Annotated in this window: 3 protein-coding genes and 1 pseudogene; all 4 read right to left on the bottom strand. The window is 67.3% G+C overall.

Features of this window, described 5'->3' with window-relative positions; translation table 11 throughout:
* Positions 1–29: 29 nt before the first annotated feature.
* The gene (locus JOY90_RS05940) at positions 30–1,589 is read right to left on the bottom strand and encodes an IS66 family transposase (protein WP_291690220.1); all 1,560 of its coding nucleotides are present in this window, start codon (positions 1,587–1,589) and stop codon (positions 30–32) included.
* A gap of 135 nt (positions 1,590–1,724) precedes the next feature.
* Entirely contained in the window at positions 1,725–2,072 is a 348-nt protein-coding gene (tnpB, locus tag JOY90_RS05935; RefSeq protein ID WP_291690219.1) for an IS66 family insertion sequence element accessory protein TnpB, read from the bottom strand.
* Positions 2,069–2,413: a transposase gene (locus tag JOY90_RS05930; protein WP_367276884.1), complete on the bottom strand. Its 345-nt coding sequence runs from the start codon at positions 2,411–2,413 to the stop codon at positions 2,069–2,071. Before JOY90_RS05930 ends, tnpB begins: the two co-directional genes overlap by 4 nt.
* A 93-nt stretch (positions 2,414–2,506) precedes the next feature.
* Positions 2,507–3,029, bottom strand: a pseudogene (locus tag JOY90_RS05925) (transposase); the annotation flags it as partial.

Here is a 3,029-nt window from a genome sequence, read left to right as displayed (position 1 = left end):
GACGGCGGCCGTTCGGTCAGGAACAGATTTTATGCAGCGGCCTTCTGCGTGTGCGCACGCTTCCAGCTCCAGGGCAGGAGCTCATCGATATGCTTGGCCGGGTGATCCTGCAGGCGAGCGAGGACGTCGGCGAGCCAGGCCTGCGGGTCGACATCATTGAGCTTGGCGGTCGCGATCAGCGTGTAGATGGCAGCGGCGCGGCGCCCGCCCTCGTCTGAGCCGGCGAAGGTCCAGTTCTTGCGGCCCATGGCGACAGCACGAATCTCGCGCTCGGCGGCGTTGTTGGACATGCACAGCCGACCATCGTCGAGGAAGCGGGTGAGAGCGACCCAGCGCGTGAGGCTGTAGGCGATCGCCTTGGCGGTTTCGCTCTTGCCGGAGAGCTTGGCGCGTTGCTCGCGCAGCCAGCTCTCCAATGCGCCCACGAGCGGGCGGCTACGGGCGTTGCGCTCGGCAGCACGTTGCTGCGGCGTCAGGCCGTTGATCTCGCGCTCGATGGCGAACAGGGCATCGATGCGCGCGACCGCCTCGATGGCGATGGGCGCTTTGCTGATGCGGGCGAGGTCGAAGAACTTGCGCCGCGCATGCGCCCAGCAGGCCGCCCCGATGATCGGTCCTTGCGGACGACGGGCATCGTAGAGCCGGTTGAAGCCCGCATAGGCGTCGGCCTGGATCAGCCCCGCATAGTCAGCCAGATGCTGCTCCGGATGCTCGCCGCCGCGATCGGGAGAGTAGAAGAAGGTCGCGGCGGGCGGATCAGGCCCGCCAAACGGCCGGTCGTCGCGCATATAAGTCCATAGGCGCCCGGTGCGGGTCTTGCCTTTGGCGAGAACCGGCACGGTGGTGTCGTCGGCATGGATGCGCTCGGCCGCGAACACATAGGCGCGGATCACCAGGACGAGCGGCATCAACGTCGCAGCCGCAGCGCCGACCCAATCGGCGAGCGTCGAGACGTCGAGCTCGATGCCCTCGCGGGCATAGACGGTGCTCTGGCGGTTGAGCGGCAGATGCAGGCCGTACTTGGCGAACAGGATATGCGCCAGAAGTGAAGGTCCGGCGCGTCCTCTGGCAATCGGATGCGAGGGCGCCGGCGGCTGAGTGATCGCCTCGCAGGAGCGGCAGGAGAGCTTCTCGCGCACGTGCTGGATCACCTTCCACTGGCGCGGAATCAGCTCCAACATCTCGGTCACGTCCTCGCCGAGCTTGTGCAGGATGCCGCCGCAGCAGGGGCACACGGCGGGTGACGGGTAGACGATGCGCTCGCGCGGCAGATGCGCCGGCAGCGGCCGGCGCGCTGGCTTGCGCCGCTCGAACGTCGCGACCGTGATGTTCGCGCGTGCGGCCGCGCTCGATGCCAGCTGTGCCGCCGCTTCGGCCTGCGCGGCATTCTCTTCCAGGTCGGCAAGCTGCAACTCGAGTTGCTCGAGCACCGCACTGCGTTCCGAGGATTGACCGAACCGCTCGTGCCGGAGCTTGGCGATCGTGAACTTCATCTGCTCGATCAGCACCGCACGATGACGTGCTTCCGCCTCGGCATTCTGCGCCTTGGCTTGCGCAACCATCAGCGCCTCGCGCTGCGCAAGGATCATCGCGTGCGCGGCGGCAAGATCGGTCGGAAGCGAATCAGGGATGGGCGGCACGAACCAAGTGCAGCACAGCGCGCGGCGTTTGCGAGCCTGAATCGTGCGCTGATTCACAATGTCGCACGGCCGCAACGAGATCTCTCAGCCCGCCGCGGTCGGACGCCATGTGTGCTGCGGCATTCGCCAGTCGATCCCTTCCAGCAAATATCCCAGCTGCGCGGGTGTGATCGTCACTGTCCCGTCCGCCGGAGATGGCCAGATGAAGCGCCCGCGCTCCAGCCGCTTGGCGAACAGGCACATGCCCTGGCCGTCATGCCAAAGAACCTTGATCAGGGAGCCGCGCCGGCCGCGGAACACGAACAGATGGCCCTGGTGCGGATCGCGCCGAAGCTTCTCCTGCACCAGCAGCGCCAGCCCGTCGAAGCCTTTGCGCATGTCAGTATGGCCGGTCGCCAGCCACACCCGCGCGCCGGCGGGAAGTGCAATCATCGCCGCTCGACGGCGCTGATGACCCGCACGAGCGCGTCCCTGTCGACGTTCCGATCGACGATCACGCGAACGCCGCCCGCCAGCACGATCTCGATCCGGCCGAGAGCCCCATCCGGCTCGCTCGCCTCACGCGCGACGACCACCCGGGCGAACGCGGTCGTCTCGTTATCCGCTTGCAGACGTCCTTCTCGGGCGAGACGCCGCCACCAAAACAAATGGCTTGGAGATATCCCATAGCGTCGGGCCGTCGCCGACACCGCCCGTGGCGCGCCCGCGCTCTCCGCGACGATCCGCTGCTTCTCTGCCAACGTCCAACGGCGACGCGCTCCGGTCTGGACCACCTCCAGCCGAGACACCTTCGACATAGCCGTACGATCAGTCATACGACTATGTCTTCGCCGCTCCCTACATCAACGCAAGGCGGCCGCCGCCGGATGCGTACGCTCGATCGGATTGGTCGAATGCAGCTTGGGCCGATGCGCGGCTGGGAAGCTCATGTAGGCGAGCACGTCGGTCTCTGCCTCGTCGAGCAAGGCGGCGAGCTTCGGGACCTTGGGGCGGAGCTGGTCGGCAACGCGACGCCATTGCGCCCTCGCGGCTTCGGCATCGTCCTGGGCGAATGCGGTGGCGATGAAGGCGGAGACGACGCGCCGCCCGCTCTTTCCGGCATGCGCCAGGGCATTGCGCATGAAGTGCACGCGGCAACGCTGCCAAGTGGCGTTGAGCACCTTGGCCACGGTGGCCTTGATGCCCTCGTGGGCGTCGGAGACGACCAGCTTGACGCCACGTAGGCCGCGCCGCGCGAGTTTGCGCAGGAACGCGGTCCAAAACGTCTCGGCCTCGGACGGGCCGATGTCCATGCCGAGCACCTCGCGCCGGCCGTCGCTGTTGACCCCGACCGCCACGATGACCGCCACCGAGACGATCCGGCCGGCGGCTCTCGCTTTCACGTAGGTG

The sequence above is a fragment of the Bradyrhizobium sp. genome (genome assembly GCF_019242285.1).
GTDB lineage: Bacteria > Pseudomonadota > Alphaproteobacteria > Rhizobiales > Xanthobacteraceae > Bradyrhizobium.
This window is presented reverse-complemented; position numbering and strand designations above follow the sequence as displayed.

Excerpts from the sequence above, each read along its gene's own strand:
- JOY90_RS05940 (WP_291690220.1), bottom strand. The coding sequence starts at position 1,589 with ATGATCCTTGCGCAGCGCGAGGCGCTGATGGTTGCGCAAGCCAAGGCG.
- tnpB (WP_291690219.1), bottom strand. The coding sequence starts at position 2,072 with ATGATTGCACTTCCCGCCGGCGCGCGGGTGTGGCTGGCGACCGGCCAT.